Source organism: Mesorhizobium sp. B2-1-3, from assembly GCF_006442495.1.
In the GTDB taxonomy this organism is placed as follows: domain Bacteria; phylum Pseudomonadota; class Alphaproteobacteria; order Rhizobiales; family Rhizobiaceae; genus Mesorhizobium.
The window spans coordinates 94,838-113,594 of record NZ_VFWL01000005.1 but is presented as its reverse complement, the minus strand read 5'-3'; the positions used below and the strand labels follow the sequence as shown (position 1 = coordinate 113,594).

20 protein-coding genes and 1 pseudogene are annotated in these 18,757 nt (G+C 62.6%); 18 read left to right on the top strand and 3 right to left on the bottom strand.

The genetic code is table 11. From position 1 onward, the window contains the following. Positions 1–5: 5 nt before the first annotated feature. Entirely contained in the window at positions 6–587 is a 582-nt protein-coding gene (locus FJ973_RS11290; RefSeq protein WP_140494612.1) for an NYN domain-containing protein, read from the bottom strand. Positions 588–920: 333 nt separating this feature from the next. On the opposite strand from FJ973_RS11290, the gene rpoZ reads away from it, so the two are divergent. From rpoZ to FJ973_RS11270, 4 genes are all read left to right on the top strand, one after another. Beyond that, positions 921–1,322, top strand: a complete 402-nt coding sequence (gene rpoZ, locus FJ973_RS11285; protein WP_140494610.1) for a DNA-directed RNA polymerase subunit omega — start codon at positions 921–923, stop codon at positions 1,320–1,322. A gap of 128 nt (positions 1,323–1,450) precedes the next feature. Further along, entirely contained in the window at positions 1,451–3,679 is a 2,229-nt protein-coding gene (locus FJ973_RS11280) for a bifunctional (p)ppGpp synthetase/guanosine-3',5'-bis(diphosphate) 3'-pyrophosphohydrolase (protein ID WP_140517800.1), read from the top strand. A gap of 28 nt (positions 3,680–3,707) precedes the next feature. Beyond that, positions 3,708–4,286 (top strand): orotate phosphoribosyltransferase, encoded by a 579-nt coding sequence (pyrE, locus tag FJ973_RS11275; protein WP_140517801.1) that lies wholly within the window; start codon positions 3,708–3,710, stop codon positions 4,284–4,286. Between the two features lie 10 nt (positions 4,287–4,296). Then, positions 4,297–4,677: a VOC family protein gene (locus FJ973_RS11270; RefSeq protein WP_140517802.1), complete on the top strand. Its 381-nt coding sequence runs from the start codon at positions 4,297–4,299 to the stop codon at positions 4,675–4,677. Between the two features lie 6 nt (positions 4,678–4,683). On the opposite strand, the gene FJ973_RS11265 is transcribed toward FJ973_RS11270, so the two are convergent. Continuing rightward, positions 4,684–5,205: a GNAT family N-acetyltransferase gene (locus FJ973_RS11265; protein WP_140555807.1), complete on the bottom strand. Its 522-nt coding sequence runs from the start codon at positions 5,203–5,205 to the stop codon at positions 4,684–4,686. 217 nt (positions 5,206–5,422) lie between these two features. Between FJ973_RS11265 and FJ973_RS11260 the strand changes: the two genes are divergently transcribed. From FJ973_RS11260 to FJ973_RS11220, 9 genes and pseudogenes are all read left to right on the top strand, one after another. Then, the gene (locus tag FJ973_RS11260) at positions 5,423–6,022 is read left to right on the top strand and encodes a DUF2062 domain-containing protein (RefSeq protein WP_140494599.1); all 600 of its coding nucleotides are present in this window, start codon (positions 5,423–5,425) and stop codon (positions 6,020–6,022) included. Continuing rightward, positions 6,019–6,432 (top strand): holo-ACP synthase, encoded by a 414-nt coding sequence (gene acpS / locus FJ973_RS11255; protein ID WP_140494597.1) that lies wholly within the window; start codon positions 6,019–6,021, stop codon positions 6,430–6,432. Before FJ973_RS11260 ends, acpS begins: the two co-directional genes overlap by 4 nt. Before the next feature lie 77 nt (positions 6,433–6,509). Then, positions 6,510–7,259: a signal peptidase I gene (lepB, locus tag FJ973_RS11250; RefSeq protein ID WP_140494595.1), complete on the top strand. Its 750-nt coding sequence runs from the start codon at positions 6,510–6,512 to the stop codon at positions 7,257–7,259. Between the two features lie 4 nt (positions 7,260–7,263). Then, a complete protein-coding gene (gene rnc / locus FJ973_RS11245) occupies positions 7,264–7,989 on the top strand; it encodes a ribonuclease III (protein ID WP_140555805.1) in 726 nt (241 codons plus the stop codon). Continuing rightward, positions 7,986–8,918, top strand: coding sequence for a GTPase Era (gene era, locus FJ973_RS11240; RefSeq protein ID WP_140494591.1), 933 nt, complete (start codon positions 7,986–7,988; stop codon positions 8,916–8,918). The genes rnc and era overlap by 4 nt, the downstream gene beginning before the upstream one ends. A 5-nt stretch (positions 8,919–8,923) precedes the next feature. Further along, positions 8,924–9,814, top strand: a pseudogene (locus FJ973_RS11235) (aminoglycoside phosphotransferase family protein). Positions 9,815–10,395: 581 nt separating this feature from the next. Next, positions 10,396–11,532, top strand: a complete 1,137-nt coding sequence (locus FJ973_RS11230) for a porin (RefSeq protein ID WP_140517808.1) — start codon at positions 10,396–10,398, stop codon at positions 11,530–11,532. 132 nt (positions 11,533–11,664) lie between these two features. Next, complete coding sequence (gene recO / locus FJ973_RS11225) at positions 11,665–12,435, top strand: DNA repair protein RecO (protein WP_140494585.1); 771 nt, start codon at positions 11,665–11,667, stop codon at positions 12,433–12,435. Beyond that, the gene (locus FJ973_RS11220) at positions 12,432–12,950 is read left to right on the top strand and encodes a PaaI family thioesterase (protein WP_140555803.1); all 519 of its coding nucleotides are present in this window, start codon (positions 12,432–12,434) and stop codon (positions 12,948–12,950) included. The genes recO and FJ973_RS11220 overlap by 4 nt, the downstream gene beginning before the upstream one ends. Before the next feature lie 45 nt (positions 12,951–12,995). Here FJ973_RS11220 and FJ973_RS11215 read toward each other — a convergent pair whose 3' ends face one another. After that, the gene (locus FJ973_RS11215; protein WP_140555935.1) at positions 12,996–13,460 is read right to left on the bottom strand and encodes an NUDIX domain-containing protein; all 465 of its coding nucleotides are present in this window, start codon (positions 13,458–13,460) and stop codon (positions 12,996–12,998) included. A 255-nt stretch (positions 13,461–13,715) separates the two neighbouring features. Between FJ973_RS11215 and FJ973_RS11210 the strand changes: the two genes are divergently transcribed. The 5 genes from FJ973_RS11210 (at position 13,716) to FJ973_RS11190 (ending at position 18,636) form a co-directional block, all read left to right on the top strand. Beyond that, positions 13,716–16,460: a DUF2339 domain-containing protein gene (locus tag FJ973_RS11210; RefSeq protein ID WP_140555802.1), complete on the top strand. Its 2,745-nt coding sequence runs from the start codon at positions 13,716–13,718 to the stop codon at positions 16,458–16,460. Positions 16,461–16,512: 52 nt separating this feature from the next. After that, entirely contained in the window at positions 16,513–16,755 is a 243-nt protein-coding gene (locus FJ973_RS11205) for a type II toxin-antitoxin system VapB family antitoxin (RefSeq protein WP_140520954.1), read from the top strand. Further along, complete coding sequence (locus FJ973_RS11200) at positions 16,755–17,171, top strand: type II toxin-antitoxin system VapC family toxin (RefSeq protein ID WP_140520684.1); 417 nt, start codon at positions 16,755–16,757, stop codon at positions 17,169–17,171. Before FJ973_RS11205 ends, FJ973_RS11200 begins: the two co-directional genes overlap by 1 nt. A gap of 158 nt (positions 17,172–17,329) precedes the next feature. Beyond that, complete coding sequence (locus tag FJ973_RS11195; protein ID WP_140555800.1) at positions 17,330–17,842, top strand: RNA polymerase sigma factor; 513 nt, start codon at positions 17,330–17,332, stop codon at positions 17,840–17,842. A 2-nt stretch (positions 17,843–17,844) separates the two neighbouring features. Beyond that, entirely contained in the window at positions 17,845–18,636 is a 792-nt protein-coding gene (locus FJ973_RS11190; protein ID WP_140555798.1) for an anti-sigma factor, read from the top strand. The last annotated feature ends 121 nt before the right edge of the window (positions 18,637–18,757 follow it).

Below are 18,757 nucleotides of genomic sequence, written 5' to 3'. Positions count from 1 at the left end.
CGCCCTCAGTACTCGTCCTCTTCCGTCTCGGCCGGTTCGGGTCGGCGCACCGGCCTTTCGGAGGGATCGCGGCCCACCTCGTTCTTCAACGTCATCAGGTCGATGAAATGGTCGGCCTGGCGACGCAGATCGTCGGAGATCATCGGCGGCTGCGAGGCCATGGTCGAGACGATCGACACCTTGCGCCCGCGCCGCTGCAGCGCCTCGACCAGCGTGCGGAAATCGCCGTCCCCGGAGAAGATGACATAGTGGTCGACGACATCGGCCAGTTCCAGCGCATCGACGGTCAATTCGATGTCCATGTTGCCCTTGATCTTGCGGCGGCCGGTCGAATCGGTGAATTCCTTGGCCGGTTTGGTGACGACCTTGAAGCCGTTATAGTCGAGCCAGTCGATCAGCGGCCGGATCGAGGAATATTCCTGATCCTCGACCAGGGCGGTGTAATAGTAGGCGCGCAGCAGGTAACCGCGTTTCTGGAAGCTCGACAGGAGCTTGCGATAATCGATGTCGAAACCGAGCGCGCGCGACGTGGCGTAGAGATTGGCGCCGTCGATGAACAGGGCGATCTTTTCACGGGGGTCGAACATGGAAAAATTCCTTTTCGAAATAAGCGGCCGTCAAAACGAAATGCGACTATCAGTAGGGTTCGCAATAAACCGGCTGACCTTACGCTTTTCGAAATAACGCCAGTTTTGTGGCAATCCAAGGGTTCGTTGCCGCACTGCAAGCAATTGTGATCGCCGGCTTGGTACCGGGCGCACCGGAGCTCGACCGAAACCGGTTTCGGGGGAAATCCGACAAAGCAATGACAGATCGTCCGTTCTCCGGCCCCGGCATTCCATAATGCTTGTATTTCCGCGGCGTTCGGGTTATTGACCGCGCCTGTTTTCCATTAAATCCAGGCATGAAAGGGGCAATCCATGGCCCGCGTAACCGTTGAAGACTGCATCGACAAGGTCGACAACCGCTTCGAACTGGTGCTTCTGGCCGGCCACCGTGCTCGTCAGATCAGCCAGGGCGCGCAGATCACCGTCCCGCGCGACAATGACAAGAACCCGGTCATCGCACTGCGCGAGATCGCCGATGAGACGTTGTCGCCGGACGACCTCAAGGAAGACCTGATCCATTCGCTGCAGAAGCATGTCGAGGTCGACGAGCCCGAAGCCGATGGCGAGGCGATCGCCGATCAGACCGGCGCCGCCGTCACGGCCGCCGATACCGATGATGCCGAGGACAACATCGCCTTCGATCGCATGACCGAGGAAGACCTGCTGGCCGGCATCGAAGGCCTGGTGCCGCCGGAAAAGAGCGACGACTACTAAGACTGCTTTGCGGAGGCGCCTGGAACAATCTTCCGGCACTTCCGTCCCGGCAGTTTCGTGGCTATCTATGACATGCGCCGTGCAGCAGTGCGGCGCATGATTCATTTCATCGCCGAGAGATTCCGCCCATGATGCGTCAGTATGAGCTTGTCGAGCGCGTCCAGCGCTACAAGCCTGACGTCAACGAGGCGTTGCTCAACAAGGCCTATGTCTATGCCATGCAGAAGCATGGCCACCAGAAGCGCGCTTCCGGCGACCCCTATTTCTCGCATCCGCTCGAAGTCGCCGCCATCCTCACCGAAATGCACATGGACGAGGCGACGATCGCCGTCGCCCTGCTGCATGACACGATCGAGGACACCACGGCGACCAGGGCCGAGATCGACGAACTGTTCGGGCCCGAAATGGGCAAGCTGGTCGAGGGTCTGACCAAGCTGAAGAAGCTCGACCTCGTCTCCAAGAAGGCCGAGCAGGCCGAGAACCTGCGCAAGCTTCTGCTGGCGATCTCGGAAGACGTGCGCGTGCTTCTGGTCAAGCTCGCCGACCGCTTGCACAATATGCGCACCCTCGACCATGTGCCGGAAGCCAAGCGCCTGCGCATCGCCGAGGAGACGATGGATATCTATGCGCCACTGGCCGGGCGCATGGGCATGCAAGGCATGCGCGAGGAGCTGGAGGAGATCGCCTTCCGCTACATCAATCCGGAAGCCTATCGCGCCGTCACCGCCAGGCTCGCCGAGATTTTCGAGCGCAACAAGGGCGTGCTGTCCGAGATCGAGAAAGCGCTGTCGGCTCTGTTCGAGAAGCATGCGATCAATGCAGGCGTCAAAAGCCGGCAGAAGAAGCCGTGGTCGGTGTTCCGCAAGATGGAGGCCAAGGCGCTCTCCTTCGAGCAATTGTCCGACATTTTCGGCTTTCGCGTCGTCGTCGACAATGTCGAGGACTGCTATCGCGCGCTTGGCGCCATCCACACCGCCTGGTCGATGGTGCCCGGCCGTTTCAAGGACTACATCTCAACACCGAAGCAGAACGATTACCGCTCGATCCACACCACCATCGTCGGGCCGTCGCGTCAGCGCGTCGAGCTTCAGATCCGCACCCGCGAGATGAACAAGATCGCCGAATATGGCGTCGCCGCCCATTCGATCTACAAGGATACCGGCGGCAAGGCGAACGGCACGGCCCATTCGATCTCGAAGGAAACCAATGCCTATGCCTGGCTGAGGCGCACGATCGAACAACTCGCCGAGGGCGACAATCCCGAGGATTTTCTCGAGAACACCAAGCTGGAACTGTTCCAGGATCAGGTGTTCTGCTTCACCCCCAAGGGCATGCTGATCGCGCTGCCGAAAGGTGCCACGCCGATCGACTTCGCCTATGCGGTTCACACCGATGTCGGCGACACCTGCGTCGGCGCCAAGGTCAACGGCCGCATCATGCCGCTGATGACGGAGCTGAAGAATGGCGACGAGGTGGAGATCATCCGCTCCAAGGCGCAGGTGCCGCCGGCCGCGTGGGAATCCGTCGTCGTCACTGGCAAGGCGCGCGCCGCCATTCGCCGCGCCACCAAGAACGCCATCCGCAAGCAGTATTCGGGTCTCGGCGCGCGCATTCTCGAACGGGCTTTCGAGCGGGCCGGCAAGAATTTTACCAAGGAAAACCTGAAGCCCGTCCTGCACCGGCTGGCGCGCAAGGACATCGAGGACGTGCTGGCGTCCGTCGGCCGCGGCGAATTGGCGTCCACCGACGTCATGAAAGCCGTCTTCCCAGATTACAAGGACGAGCGCGTCACGCCGGCGGCGCCCAAGCAGCGCGAGGAAGGCTGGTCGAAGATCCGCAACGCCGCCGGCATGCTGTTCCAGATCCCGGGCCGTGCCGCGCGCAAGGACAAGGACCAGCCGCGCGACGGCGCGGTGCCGATCCGTGGCGTGCGCGGTGACCTGCCGGTGCGTTTCGCGCCGGAAGGAGCGGTGCCTGGCGACCGCATCGTCGGCATCGTGCAGCCGGGCACCGGCATTACCATCTATCCGATCCAGTCGCCAGCGCTGCAGGCTTTCGACGACCAGCCCGAGCGCTGGATTGACGTGCGCTGGGACATCGACGAGCGCACCAAGGAACGCTTTCCCGCTCGTGTTTCCGTCACCGCCATCAATGCACCGGGATCGCTCGCCGACATCGCTCAGGTCGTTGCCTCGAACGATGCCAACATCCATACGCTGTCAATGGTGCGCACCGCGCCCGATTTCACCGAAATGCTGATCGATCTCGAAGTCTGGGATCTGAAGCATCTCAACCGGCTGCTGTCGCAGCTCAAGGACAATTCGAGCGTTAGCGATGCACGGCGTGTCAATGGCTAACGTGACTGATCTACATGGGGATAGACGGATGAATACGGACGAAGTGCTGGATATTTTTCGCCAGGCTGGTGCTGTCCTGGAGGGGCATTTCATTCTGACGTCGGGTCTGCGCAGTCCGGTGTTCCTGCAGAAGGCGCGCGTGTTCATGCATGCCGATAAGACCGAGCGGCTGTGCAAGGCGCTGGCCGAAAAGATCCGCGCCGCCGTGCCGGGCAAAATCGACTATGTCGTCGGCCCGGCCATCGGCGGGCTGATCCCGGCCTACGAGACTTCGCGCCATCTTGGCGTGCCGGCGATCTGGGTCGAGCGGGAAGGGGGCGAGTTCCGGCTGCGCCGCTTCGAGATCGCGCGCGGCGCGCGTGTCGTCATTGTCGAGGACATCGTCACCACTGGATTGTCTATCCGCGAGACCATCGACTGCCTGCGCGAACTTGGCGCCGAGGTCACGGCGGCGGCCTGCATCATCGACCGCTCCGCCGGCAAGACCGATGTCGGCGTGCCGCTGATCGCCCTCGCCGAGTACGAGGTGCCGGCCTATCCGGCCGATCGGCTGCCGCCGGAACTTGCCGCCATACCGGCGATCAAGCCGGGCAGCCGCAATATCTGAGAGGGGCGGGATGATCGTCAGTATCGATCATTTCGTGCTGACAGTGGCGTCGATCGAGGCCACCTGCGCCTTTTATCAGCGCGTTCTGGGCTTTCGGCGCATCGATATGCCGGGCCTGCCGACAGCGCTGGCTTTCGGCAACCAAAAGATCAATGTCCACGAGGTCGGCCGCACCTTCGAGCCGAAGGCGAAGTCGCCGACGCCCGGATCCGGTGATTTCTGCCTGATCACCGATCGGCCGCTCGGCGAACTCCTCGCCAGTCTCGAAGCCGATCGTGTGGCGGTGGAACTTGGACCAGTAGAGCGGATCGGCGCACGCGGCCGCATGATGTCTGTCTATTTCCGCGATCCCGACGACAATCTGATCGAGGTCAGTGAATATCTGGAATAGCCGCCGTTAAATCCGCGCGAGATCGAGCAGCATTGCGCAGCGCCGGCTCACCGGCATGCCGTGCGCGGCTTCCTGTCTCAGCCACCCGGCGAGCCGCGCATCGATCCGCGCATCCTCCAGGACGCGGAATCCGAACTTTCGGTAGAACGGCACGTTCCAAGCAACATCGCGAAATGTCGTCAGCGTGATCGTTGCAAGGCCGCGCCGCCTGGACTCCTCGATGACGGTCTCCAGCAGGGCTCGGCCGATGCCCGAGCCTTGCCACTCAAAACGAACGTCGAATTCCAGGATATGCAATGCATCGTCCTCAACGCTGGCGCTCAAGAAGGCGATGGCGCGGTCGCGCTTGTCCGTGGCGACCCAGCATGTGCCCTCCGTGATCAGCGCGCGGTGCCGCTCGACGCTCATATTGCCGTCTTCGGCGATCCAGGCGAGGTCCGGTATGGAACGAAACGCCAGCCCGGCGGATTGCCCGATATCGGGCAACTCTTTCGCCTCGTCGTCGCGCGCTGGTCGAATGGTGGCCATGCCGGCCGTCCTTCTTTTCCTCAGTTTCGCCTCAATGGCGATCTTGTTACCCCCTGCGGCAGACCATCGCGGCAGCGTTTCGTTGTTCCGAAGGCAGCCTGTCGCTATATCAAAGTCGTTGTTGCCTTTCTGCGCCCCGGAAGCGCAAGATAAGTTGCTGTGACCTGGCTTGGGGTGGCAGGACGGCGGGTATTGGTAGATCAGGAATTGGAATAGAGTGCTTTTTCGACGCCGCGAGCCTGATGGCCTCTTGGAGCGGGTGCGTACCTATCTATGGCCGCGCCGGTCGTTTTCGCGCTCGCTGCAGTACTTCTCCAAGCGCATCCTGCGGCTGAAGGCCACGCCGCATGCGGTGGCGGCCGGCGTCGCCGCTGGCGTCTTTGCTTCGTTCTTTCCGGTGGGTTTCCATTTCGCCATTGCCGCGGTGCTGTGCTGGCTCATAGCCGGCAATCTGGTGGCGGCCGCACTTGGCGCCGTATTCTTCGGCAATCCTCTGACGTTCCCGCTGCTGTGGGGCGCCTCCTGGGAGACCGGCAAGCTGATCCTGCACAGCCGCCTGCCGGCGCACGGCCCGCCAGCACATCTGGGCGAGATGCTGCACAACCTTTCCTTCGCGCAATTGTGGGCCCCGGTGCTGAAGCCGATGCTGATCGGTGCGATACCGCTTGGACTGGCCTTTGGGGTTCTGTTCTACGCCATCACGCGCTGGGGCATGAACGCCTTTCGCGAGCAGCGGCGCAAACGGCTGGCAGAGCGCGCGGCCCGCCATGAGCAATCGTCTCACCCAAACGCAAGCATCGGTTCCACCGCGCGATGATCATCGGCATCGGCAGCGATCTGATCGATATCAGACGCATTGAAAAGTCCTTGGAGCGCCATGGCCAGCGCTTTATCCAGAGAATCTACACCGAAGTCGAGCAAGCCCGCTCCGAAAACCGTCGGGCGCGGGCGGCCTCCTACGCCAAGCGCTTCGCAGCCAAGGAGGCCTGCGCCAAGGCACTGGGCACCGGCCTGGCGCAGGGCGTGTTCTGGCGCGACATGGGTGTCGTCAATCTTCCGAGCGGCGCGCCCACCATGGCACTGACCGGTGGCGCCGAGGCGCGGCTGAACGCGATTCTGCCAAAGGGCCATCGGGCGATGATCCATCTCACCATCACGGATGATTTTCCGCTTGCTCAAGCCTTTGTGATCATCGAAGCGTTGCCCGTCGAACAAGCGCCACATTGATTGCATCTGACCACCGGCATGACGTTGCCCAGCGCGCGCCGAGACTCTATACCATCCAACGCACAATCGAGGACGACATGAGCGTGGCTGAAAAACCCCAGAAGAAATCCGGCGGGCTTGGCGAAACCGTCAGCGTCATCGTCCAGGCGCTCTTGCTTGCCTTGGTCATTCGCACGCTCTTGTTCCAACCCTTTTCCATCCCGTCGGGTTCGATGCGGCCGACGCTGCTCGAGGGCGACTATCTCTTCGTCACCAAATGGTCCTACGGCTATTCCCGTTATTCGCTGCCCTTCGGCCCGGACATCTTCTCGGGCCGCATCTGGGGCTCCGAGCCGAAGCGCGGCGATGTGGCTGTGTTCAAGTTCCCGCCAGACCCGTCCGTCGACTATATCAAACGTGTGGTGGGCCTGCCTGGCGACAAGATCCAGGTGAAGGACGGCCAGCTGTTCATCAACGGCGTCGGCGTGCCGCGCGTGAAGACCGGACAGATCGACAATCCCGACATCACCGAAAAGGATTATCCGATCGACGTCTATCGCGAGACGCTGCCCAACGGCGTCAGCTACGATACGCTGGATCTGTCGCCGAACTCGATCGGCGACAACACGCGCGAGTTCGATGTTCCGCCCGGTCACTATTTCATGATGGGCGACAACAGGGACAACTCCGCCGACAGCCGATTCTCCGTCGGCTACGTTCCGGCCGAAAACCTGGTTGGCCGGGCCAACCTTGTTTTCTTCTCGATCGCCGGCAAGGCGAGCCCGCTCGAAATCTGGAAGTGGCCGTCGCTTATGCGTGCTTCGCGCCTCTTCCACTTCGTTAATTAGGGTCATGGCGGCGACAAGACGGCTGACCGCCGACGCGCTCGCCGAAGCGCTGGTGGAGCGCACGGGCCATGCCTTTGCCGACCGCCGGCGCCTGCAGCGTGCCTTGACCCATGCCAGCGCCCGCGGCGCCAATGCCGGCACCGACTATGAGCGCTTTGAGTTCCTGGGCGACCGGGTTCTCGGCCTCGTGGTGGCCGATATGCTGCTGGCCGCGTTTCCCGATGCGGCGGAAGGCGAATTGTCGCTGCGGTTCAACGCGCTGGTCAATGCCGAGGCGCTGTCGGAGATCGCCGAACATATTGGTCTGCCGGAGCTGATCCGCGCCGGATCCGACGTTCAAGGGCTCAAGGGACGCAAGCGCGTCAATCTGCGCGCCGACGCGCTGGAATCACTGATCGCCGTGCTCTACCTCGACGGAGGGCTGGAAGCGGCGCGCGCTTTCATCCACAAATATTGGCAGCCGCGCTCGCAGGCGTCGGGTGCCGGCCGACGCGACGCCAAGACCGAGTTGCAGGAATGGGCGCATCAGGCGGCAAGCGCCGTGCCCGTCTACCGCATCGATAGCCGCGAGGGGCCGGATCACGATCCGCTGTTCACCGTCAGTGTCATGGTTGGTGGGTTTCAGCCGGCTGTCGGCAGCGGCCGCTCCAAACGCGAGGCCGAGCAGGCCGCCGCCGCCGCCCTTCTCATTCGTGAAGGTGTCTGGATCGATCAGGGAGACGCGGCATGACAGCCACGGAAGACACGGTTCCGGCCGCGCCTGCGGCCGTTACGCATTCCGGCTTCGTAGCGCTGATCGGTGCGCCCAATGCCGGCAAGTCGACGCTGGTCAACCAGCTTGTCGGCGCCAAGGTGTCAATCGTCACCCACAAGGTGCAGACGACGCGTGCCATCGTCAGAGGCATCGCCACGCACGACAACGCGCAGATCGTCTTCGTCGATACGCCGGGCATCTTCAAGCCGAAGCGGCGTCTCGACACGGCAATGGTGACGACAGCCTGGGGCGGCGCCAAGGATGCCGATATCGTGCTGCTCCTGATCGATGCCGAGCGTGGCATTAGAGGTGATGCCGACGCCATTCTCGAACGCCTGAAGGATGTGCGCCAGCCGATGGCGCTGATCCTCAACAAGGTCGACCGCGTCAAGCCGGAGGCGTTGTTGGCGCTGGCGGCAGCAGCGAACGAAAGAGTGCCGTTCAAGCGCACCTTCATGGTTTCGGCGCTGACCGGCTCGGGCTGCAAGGACCTCCTCGATTACCTTGCCGAGGCGCTCCCGGTGGGGCCCTGGTATTATCCGGAAGACCAGATCTCCGATCTGCCGATGCGCCAGCTCGCCGCCGAGATCACTCGCGAGAAGCTCTATCTCAGGCTGCATCAGGAACTGCCCTATTCCTCGCACATCGAAACCGAGAAATGGGAAGAGAAGAAGGACGGCTCGGTGCGCATCGAGCAGGTCATCTATGTCGAACGCGACAGCCAGAAGAAGATCGTGCTCGGCCACAAGGGCGAGACCATCCGTGCCATCGGCCAGGCGGCGCGTATGGAAATCGCCGGCATCCTCGAGCAAAAGGTGCATCTGTTCCTGTTCGTCAAGGTGCGCGAGAACTGGGGCGACGATCCCGAACGCTACCGTGAGATGGGGCTCGAGTTTCCGCACTAGGATGGATGGATAGCAAGTCGAATATCGACGCAGCTTTGGTCAGCCGGTTGATCGCGGCGCAGTTTCCTCGCTGGAGGGATCTTGCGGTTCGGCCGATTGAACCTGGCGGATGGGACAACAGAAGCTTTCGTCTCGGCGACGAGATGACCGTTCGGTTGCCCAGTGCCGCCGCCTATTCCCTGCAAGTGGAGAAGGAACATCGCTGGCTGCCGAGGCTGGCGCCGCTGTTGCCGCTGCCCATCCCCATACCGCTGGCGATGGGAGCCCCGGCCGAAGGCTATCCGTGGCATTGGTCCGTCTACAGGTGGATCGAAGGTGAGACTGCAAAGCGCGAGCGTATCGCCAACCTGTCGGAATTCGCGGCGGACCTGGCCGGCTTTCTGGTTGCGCTGAAGCGGATCGACCCGGCTGGCGGACCGGGGCCGGGCCAACACAATTTCTTTCGCGGCGGGCCGCTGAACGTCTATGACGGGGAGACGAGACAAGCGATCACGGCGCTCGACACCCGTATCGACGCCGGCGCGGCAAGCGCTGTCTGGGAAACGGCTCTTGCCGCCCCTTGGCAAGGCCCGCCCGTCTGGTTCCACGGCGATGTCAGCTGGGGCAATCTTCTGGTTGAACACGGCAGGCTAAGCGCGGTGATTGACTTCGGCACCTCCGGCGTCGGCGAGCCCTCATGCGATCTGGCGATTGCCTGGACATTGTTCGAGGGAAAGAGCAGGGGGGCGTTCCGCGCTGGCCTCGGCGTCGACGACGCGACCTGGGCGCGCGGCCGCGGCTAGGCACTGTGGAAGGCGCTGATCACCGCCGCCGGCGAGATAGACATCAACTCGGCCGAGATCGAACAATCCTGGCGCGTGATCGACGCGGTGCTGGCCGACCACAAGCGCCGGTAATAATGACCCAAACCGTTGGCTGGTGGCTATCGACCAGGGACGCCGAGGTTCCGTTGGGTCGACTTCTCAGTTGGCCAGCGCGGATTCTTGCAGACGAGTCCGCCGACGTCGGATTGATCTTCCCATCATGGCCTGTGGTCCGTCCCGGCGTGCCCGTGACCCGCTGAAAAGACTCCTTCGAGGGGATCGGCTTCGGTTTCACGTGGCTGGGGAATGGCTAGGTAGAAACGACCATGGAAGTGGGTTTATTTACGCGAAGTTTCTCAAACAATTGGTGTTCGTAGAATATCATCATAAAATTGGAACATACAGGGAATTATTACGGAAATATGACAATGTTCCACTTGTGCGGTGCCGTGGTTTGAAGTGAATTCGCCAGTGCTATTTCTGCAACACAGATTTAATCTACGTCATCAATCCCGAATGTTTGTGGAATTGTCATTGAAGGCGGAAGATTGATGGGTATGTTCGCCGCGAAAAGGGGACGCGGTGCGGGCCTTTTTCGTTGTGGTGAGGCGGGAAAATATATCCGCCAACCAAAATCCGAAGCCATTTTTAACTTTGACTGGAGAGGTCAGAAAATGAACATCAAGAGCCTTCTTCTCGGCTCAGCCGCGGCACTGATCGCGGTCTCCGGCGCTCGCGCCGCCGACGCTGTCGTCGTCGCCGAGCCGGAACCCGCTGAATACGTCAGGATCTGCGACGTCTACGGCGCCGGCTACTTCTATATCCCCGGCACCGAGACCTGCCTGCGCATCGGCGGCTATCTCCGCTATGACATAGGCGTCGGGGACAGCGGCACGCTGGATGGCGTCAACAACGTTGCCGATCACATGGACGGCGATAGCCACGACACCTACTACAAGAACATGCGCTTCGCGCTGAAGACCTGGACCGGCCAGGAAACCGAGCTCGGTACGTTGAAGACCTACACCGAGACTCGCTTTCAATTTGGCAACAGCAGCGGCGACTATGAGACCGGCGGCACTGGCTGGCAGGCCGGCAACAAGGCGACGACCCTCAACTTCGCCTGGATTCAGCTCGGCGGCCTGCGCGTCGGTAAGGATGAAACGGCATACGATTCGTTTATCGGCTATGCCGGCAACGTCATCCAGGACACGATCATCCCGTACGGTATCAAGGATACCAACGTCGTGCAGTACTATTTCGACGCTGGCAGCGGCTTCTCGGCCGTGGTCTCGCTCGAAGAAGGTACCGGCGTCAACACGATCGACAGCTATGTTCCGCATGTCGTCGGCGGCTTGAAGTACAAGGGCGACTGGGGTGCGGTCACCGGCGTCGTCGCCTATGACAGCAATTACGAGGAAGTGGCCGGCAAGGTTCGCTTGGACGTCAATGTCGGCAAGGAACTGACGCTGTTCGTCATGGGCGGCTACGGCACCAACGACAACATCAACGACTTCGGCACGGGCCGCACCCAATACAAGCCGTGGGGCGGAAACTGGGCGATCTGGGGTGGCGGCACCTACAAGTTCAACGACAAGACCTCGTTCAACGCCCAGATCTCCTATGACGACTGGAAGAACCTCGGCGTCGCTGCCAACGTCGCATACACGATTGTGCCCGGTTACACGATCACGGCTGAAGTCGATTACCTCAATGCAGGAAAATTCGACGACGCCGACTTCAACAACTGGACCAAGGCCGACAAGAAGAGCAGCGTCGGCGGCATCCTCCGCTTCCAGCGCTCGTTCTAACGGATCGACTGACCCCACCAGACCCGCCCGCAGCTGTGCTGCGGGCGGCTTTTTATGCACCCTTGCGAGAGCCAGCCCAGGCACCAAGCCCGTACCTTGATTTCGCCACCCGATCGGTGAAATGCTCCAGGCATGGAATGGCGCGACGAGGGAATCATTCTCGGCACCCGCAAGCATGGCGAAACCAGCGCCATCCTCGAGGTGATGACGCGTGCGCATGGCCGCCATCTCGGCCTCGTGCGTGGCGGGCGCTCGCGCAAGCAGCAGCCTGTTCTCCAGCCCGGCAACCGTGTCGACCTGCTTTGGCGGGCGCGCCTTGATGAGCACCTCGGCACGTTCCAGGCCGAAGCGATCGAGATGAATGCGGCCAGGTTGATGGAGAGTGCGGTCGCCGTGTATGGCCTGCAGACCATGGCCGCGCATCTGCGCCTGTTGCCCGAGCGCGACGCCCATGGCGGCCTCTACGAGGCGCTGTCGGTGATGATCGTGCATCTCGATGACGTCGATGCGGCCGGCGAACTGGTGGCCCGTTTCGAGCTCCTGATCCTCGACGAACTGGGTTTCGGTCTCGATCTCAGCCAGTGCGCCGCGACCGGCACGCGGCAGGATCTTGCCTATGTCTCGCCGAAATCGGGCCGAGCGGTGTCGCGGGAAGCCGGCGCGCCTTGGCGCGACAAGATGCTGGCGCTGCCGGCCTTCCTGCGTGGCTCCGGCCTGCGCGCCGATCCGGCGGCGATCCAGGATGCCTTCCGGCTCACCGGCTTCTTCTTCACCCGTCACGTCTACGAGCCGCGCGGCATCGAGCAGCCGGACGCGCGCTCCGGCTTCCTCGCCGCGCTGCGCAAGCACCACACGACAAAAGGCCTGTCGGGAGAAACCGCCGCGAGAGAAATCATCACATGAGCGAAGTGGAACTTTATCCAGGCCGGGTCTCGCCGCTCGGCCTCGGCACCATTCCGCATGCCGACATGCTTGCCTACACCGGCCTGGAACTTTTGCAGCGCATCATCGATGGCAAATATCCGGCGCCGCCGATTTCCTTCCAGCTCAGCTTCGCGCTGACCGAAGTCTCGGAAGGCCGTGCCGTGTTTCGGGGTGTGCCGAACGAGCGCCACCTGAACCCGTTGGGGGGCGTGCATGGCGGCTGGGCGGCGACACTGCTCGATTCGGCGCTTGCCTGCGCCGTGCAGACGCTGCTCGCAAAAGGCGAGGCCTATACGACGGCGGAATTCAAGGTGAACCTGACGCGGCCGATCACGCCCAGGACCGGAGAGGTGGTCTGTGAGGGCAAGGTCATTCACAAGGGCCGCACGCTGGCCGTTTCGGAAGCGACGCTGAAGGACGCCGGCGGCAAGCTGCTGGCTTTCGGCACCGAGACATGCTCGATCTTCCCGGCCTCCAATCTGGCGGCACGATAGGAATCGTCCTAAGGCGCACTGGGCGAGCGGTGATAACAGCGGATGTTATCCGGCATTTTGCCGTTCCACGAAATCGTCCAGGATCGCGCGCTGGCCTTTGAGTATCTTGAGACCGGCCTCCAACTCTGAAAACCAACCGGCCCGGTCAACTTCGGGAAATGCCTTCATGGATCCCGACCTTGGCGGCCACTCCATGGTGAACATGTTGCTTCTGATGGCATCGGTGTCGACATCGGCCTCGACGCTCCACGCACTCACGATCTTGCCGCCAGGCTGCCGATAACTGCCGACAGGCTGAAAGTCGCCGTTGATGGCGACGCCGAGTTCTTCTTCCGCCTCACGTCGGGCGGCTTTCAACTCGTCCTCGCCTTCGTCGACGAGCCCTTTGGGGATAGACCATGCCCCCTCGTCTTTTCTTGCCCAGAACGGTCCACCCGGATGGACGAGCAGGAACTGGAGGGCCCCGGCGTTTCGCCGGTAGATCAGCAGTCCTGCGCTTCGTTGCGGCATACGTATTCCCATGACGTCGCTTGGAGAACCCTTTGCGGCCAAGGTATCATAGGCCATCGGCTGCGGGTTTGGCAGGCAATGTTCCGGAAACCGGCCATTCGCAAGCGATGCCGAGGGCCAATGGGCGCAAGCCGCTGGCTTTCGACGCCGAAACATGCTCGATCTTTCCAGCCGCCGATCCGACGGCCGTTGGCTGGTCGTTTGCAGGCCACATTTGATTGTCAGTAGCAACTGGTCTGGTTTGGGGGAGCCGCCATGTTTGAAAGCCTGATCGGCCTTGTCGCCATCATCGCGCTGTTCGTCATCATTTCGCGCCAGCAGAGCCGCATCGGACTGATCGAGCGTGAGCTAGGCGCACTGCGGAGCCTCGTCCTTTCCGGCGCCGTGCCGCCTCTCGCCAAGCAGTCCGAACCGGCGGCGACCGAGGGCCAGCCGGCCGAAGCCGTTGTTGCTGCGGCCGTGGTCGTTTCGCCAACGGCCAGCGAGGCAGCCACCGGGCAGGCGCTGCCGGCTCTGGAAACCGACGCCGCGACGGACGAGGTCAAGCCGGGACCATGGACACCAGGCGAGGCGGCGCCCAAGGCAGCAGAATCCGAGCCTGTCGCAGCGGTGAAAGCGCCCGGCAAACCCGATATCGAAACGGCGCTCGGCACCCGCTGGGCGGTCTGGGTCGGCGGTTTGGCACTGGCGCTGGGCGGCCTGTTTCTCATCCGCTACACGATCGAAGCCGGAATTTTCGGCCCCGGTGTGCGGCTGACCATGGCCGGGCTGCTCGGCCTTGTGCTGATTGCAGCCGGCGAATTCATTCGCCGCACCGGCTTCAGGGTGCCCGTGCAAGGCGCCGCAGGCGCCTACATCCCGGCGATCCTGACTGCGGCGGGCGCCTTCATCCTGTTCGGCGCCGTCTATGCCGCACATGGCATCTACGGATTTATCGGGCCGGCGCTCGCCTTCACGCTGCTCGGCGCCATCGGCATAGCGACGATTGCCGCCGCCCTTGTCCACGGCCAGGCGCTGGCTGGTATCGGCCTCGTCGGCGCCATGGTGACGCCGATGCTGATTGCCTCTCAGGCGCCCAATCCCTGGGCCCTGTTCGGCTATCTGGCGATCGTGCTTGCCGCCAGCGGCGTCATTGCCCGCATGCGCGATTGGAAGTTGCTGATGACGGCGGCCTTTGTCGGTACCGGCATCTGGACGATCCTCTATATGACCGATGCGCCGGGCGCGAATTTATCCGTGATCCTGTTCGTGAACACCGTCACGCTGGCCGTGCTCGCCTTCGTCTGGCTCGGCCGCCGCAGCGACGAAGGCGGATCAGCCACGGCTTTCGACTGGCCGTCCGTCGCGCCGGGCCTGTTTGTTGCCCTCTCGGCGCTGGGCCTTTCGGTCGATCCGGCCTTCGTCGCTGCCGGCGATGCCTTGCCGGGAGCCGTCGTGCTCGCCGCGATGGTGGCCGTCGCGCTCTACCGCCCCCCGGCGCTGCCACTGCTCTATGCGGCGGGACTGGTGACGGTGCTGATCTATCTCGGGATCATCCCGCCGACTTCGATCGCTTCTGATTTTTCAGGCGACGTCTTGGGCATCGATGCCGTGCCCCTGGCGACATCGAACGCACTGACCTTGCGCATCGGTGTTGCGCTTGGCCTTGTCTTCATCGGCGCCGGTTTCTGGGCCGCCCGCAAATTTGCCGCTGCGACCCACTTCCGCGCTGCGTCATGGGCGGCGTGGGGCGTCATCGTGCCGTTGGTCGTCCTGCTGGCACTCTGGTTCACGTTCGGCAATCTCGACCGCGATCTTGCCTACGCCGCCGTGGCGGCGCTGCTGGTCGTGGTTTTCGCTGCCGGCGGCGAGTGGATCGCGCGCGGCGAGCAACCGCCGTTGCAGGGCAGGGCGGCCGTATTCTTCGCGCTCGGCGGAGCCGCGCTCGCAGGCCTGCTGATGCTGCATATGGCCTTCAGTTCCGGCTGGACAACCATCCTGCTTGGTGCGGCCGCAATCGTGCCGGCGCTGGCCACGCGCTGGCGTTCCTATCCGGTGCTCGGCTGGATTTCGGTCGGCGCGGTCGCGGCGGTGCTTGGACGTGTCATCTTCGATCCGACCGTCGTTGGCCCCGAGTTCCTGTCGACGACCCCGGTTTTCAACTGGCTGCTGCCGGGCTATGGCGTGCCGGCGCTCGCCTTCGCTTTCGCCGCCTGGCAACTGGCCCGCACCACCGACGGCCGGCCGCGCCTGGCCATGGAAGCTTCGGCGGCGCTGTTTGCACTGCTGACGCTTGCCATGCTGGTGCGCCACGCCATGCATGGCGGTGTCCTCAACAGCGATGCGCCCACACTTGCCGAACAGGCCATCTACACGCTGATCGCGATCGGCGCCGGCGCCATACTCGTGGCCATCGACAGGCGCTCGCCAAGTTCCGTGCTGCGCTACGGGTCCATGGCGGCGGGCGTGATCTCGGTCGCCTTCATCGTCGTGCAGCATTTCCTGGTGCTGAACCCGCTTTTCACCGACGAGTCGACCGGGCAGATCCCGGTCTTCAACCTGTTGTTCCTCGCCTATCTGCTGCCGGCGGTCGCGGCCGGAGGGCTTGCGCTCTATGCCCGCAACAAGCGGCCGAAATGGTATGCCGCCATGCTGGCGCTGGTGGCGGCCCTGCTTGCCTTCGCCTATGCCACGTTGTCGGTGCGGCGCCTGTTCAAGGGTGAGTTCATCGGCTTGTGGAGCGGCCTTGGCCAGTTGGAAACCTACACCTATTCGGCACTCTGGCTGATCATCGGCGTGGCGCTGCTGACCGCCGGCGTCTGGCTGAAATCGCAGGTGCTGCGCATCGCCTCGGCCGCATTGATTGCGGTCGCCGTACTGAAGGTGTTCCTCTTCGACATGTCGGAGCTGGAGGGTGTGCTTCGCGCGCTGTCCTTCATCGGCCTTGGCGCCGTGCTGATTGGCATCGGCCTGTTTTACCAGCGGCTTTTGACCAGGGTGGCGAAGGGGCGTGAGGGTTAGGATTGTTTGAATATTCAAAATGGAATATATGAATATTCACGGAGATATTCATATGCCGCTCTATATCCGCGACGATGAGGTAGATGCGCTGGCGACGAAATTGCAGCGCGAGACGAATGCGCCGAGCAAAACGGAAGCCGTGCGAACCGCGCTTTTGCACGAACTTGAACGAAGCCGCGCCCGCAAACCGCTGCGGGAGAGGATTGCCGTTCTTCAAGCGCAAGCAGCGGCGTTGGGGCCGTCCGACACCACCTTCGATATGAAGGCATTCATGGACGAGATGTGGGAAGACTGATGTTTGTCGACGCATCGGTTGTCGTTGCAATTCTCGCCAAGGAATCGGGTTGGGAGGAATTGCTGAAGCGGATCGCCGACGTCGACGGTCAGCTGTACATTTCAGCGCTTGTTCGGCTCGAAGCTACGCTTGCCCTCGGGCGAGTGAATGCCGGTGCCAAAAAGCCGACTCCCGGAATGCTGTCTGCGGCGCGCAATCTGGTCGATGCGTTCATTGTTGAGATCGACGCTCGCAATGTAACCATCAACGAGGATATCGGTGGGCGCGCCATTGATGCCAGCATCCGGTACAGCAAAGCGGTCGGTCATCCGGCCGACCTTAATTTTGGTGATTGCTTTTCCTACGCCTGCGCCAAGGCTCTTGATGTTCCGTTGCTCTTTAAAGGCAATGACTTTCTCAAGACCGATTTGGCGTAGTTGGCCTCCTGTTGATTGCGGGAATAAACCCGCCGCTCCCATCGTTACATCATTGCTTGGGTGACCGGGGCGGTGGACCGCTTCGCACTGGCTGCTTGCGTCGCGCCGCGAAGGCGCGTTCAATCTGATGAATAGGGCAATTCCGAAAACCAGCGGTCATGGACGAAAAGAAGGCAGCAATCCTCGGCGAAATACCGCGCCTGCGCCGCTACGCACGCTCGTTGTTGCGCGACCGCGATGCCGCCGACGATCTCGTCCAGGACTGTCTCGAACGGGCCCTCATGCGGCTCGACAACTGGCAGACGGGAGAAAGCCCCAGGAGGTGGCTGTTTACGATCATGCATCATTTGTTCATTGACCAGATGCGCAAAGTGAACCGGCGCGGCGAAGCCGCGATGCTGCCGCTGGAAGCGGGCGAGGCGATTGCACAGCCGGCCGAGCAGGTGGAAAGCATCGCCTCGCGCGAGATCGTTGACGCATTGCAGGCGATCAGCCCCGACCGCCGTGCAGCGCTCGTTATGGTCGCGATCGAAGGCTTTTCCTATGCCGAGGCCGCCAACATCCTGGGCGTGCCGGCCGGAACGCTGATGTCGCGCATTGCGCGCGGGCGCGAGGAGTTGCGCGGACTGCTGGACGACACGGCACGCCGCCGTTCGATAAGGATCGTCTAGAAATGATCCGCCGCGATTTCTCCGAACGCGACATCCACATGGCACTCGACGGCGAGTTGCCGGCCGATGAGCGCGCCGCCTATGACGCATGGCTCGACGCCACTCCCGAGATGAAGGCGAAAAGCGCCCGTTTCATCGCCGACAGGACGGCATTGCGAGATGCCTTCGCTGGCGTGATCGACGAGCCGGTGCCGGTGCGGTTGCGCAAGGTGGTGCTTGGCGAGACGCCAGCCAGGACGCCAATGCCACGCTCGCGCTGGTGGCTTGCTGCCGCCGCTGCCGGTCTACTGGCCGCGGGCGGGTTTGGCGGCTACTTTGCCGGCAGCGACGGTATTGGCCGGGAAGATCAGGCCGAGGATCAGTTGGCCGAGCAGGCGATCGCCGCGCATGTCATCTATGCCGCCGAGAAGCGGCATGCGGTGGAAGTGCCGGCAAGCGACAGGGACCATCTGCTGACCTGGCTGTCCAACCGGGTCGGATTGAAGCTGGTTGCGCCGGACTTGACCGGCAGCGGGTTCCAACTGGTCGGCGGCAGGTTGCTGCCGGCTGGCGAGAGCAAGGCGGCAATGCTGCTCTATGAAGACGACAAGGGCGAGCGCATATCGCTCTTTGTAACGGCCGAGTCGGTGGAGAACGCCAGGGGGACCTACGCTTCGGCGCAAGCCGGCCCGCAGGCGGTCTACTGGCTGGACAAGGGCTATGGCTGCGCTGTCGTCGGCTCAGTGCCGCGCGAGCAATTGGCCATCGTGGCCAAGAGCGCCTACAGCCAGCTTCTGGCCGGCTTGGCGAGTTGAACAGCATCGTTTTTGGCGCCGCCGCCTACTCGAAAACGGTGACCTGGTTCAAAGCCTTTGTCCTCCCGGGCTGGCGCCGAATCTGTCACAATTCGGCCCTAATCGAGGTGCGATAGCGCTG